Origin of the sequence: Bacteroides sp. 51 (genome assembly GCF_010500965.1) — a bacterium.
Classification (GTDB): domain Bacteria; phylum Bacteroidota; class Bacteroidia; order Bacteroidales; family Bacteroidaceae; genus Bacteroides.
The window spans coordinates 1-313 of sequence record NZ_QVMI01000186.1 but is presented as its reverse complement, the minus strand read 5'-3'; the positions used below and the strand labels follow the sequence as shown (position 1 = coordinate 313).

At 43.8% G+C, this 313-nt stretch carries 1 protein-coding gene; it reads right to left on the bottom strand.

Annotation, left to right across the window (positions count from 1 at the left end; all coding sequences use genetic code 11):
* Positions 1–71: 71 nt before the first annotated feature.
* On the bottom strand, positions 72–313 hold a 242-nt coding region (locus D0T87_RS24025), incomplete at its 5' end, for a hypothetical protein (protein ID WP_163178706.1).

Genomic DNA, 313 nt, shown 5'->3' with positions numbered 1-313 from the left:
ATTAAAGAGGTTTGTAGTCAATGGTTTTCCATTATATATAATCCGGTGAAAGTCAGAGACGCTGCGTTCTGTTACAAATGCATTTTCCAAAACGTAAAGTCGTTGCGCAATTGCCAATGCACCGGAGGAGCTGTTTGTCCTAAGAATTCCTTGTCTTTATCATTTAACTGGTAATCGGGCATGAAAAGCCAGTTCCCATCCAGGGAGATATCGGTGCGGCTCTTTGCCAACTGATTTACTGCAATGCTGGGATATTCGGCCGAGAAACAAACTTTCCAAGACCTGATGGGCAGTAGAGGAAACACTCCAAGCA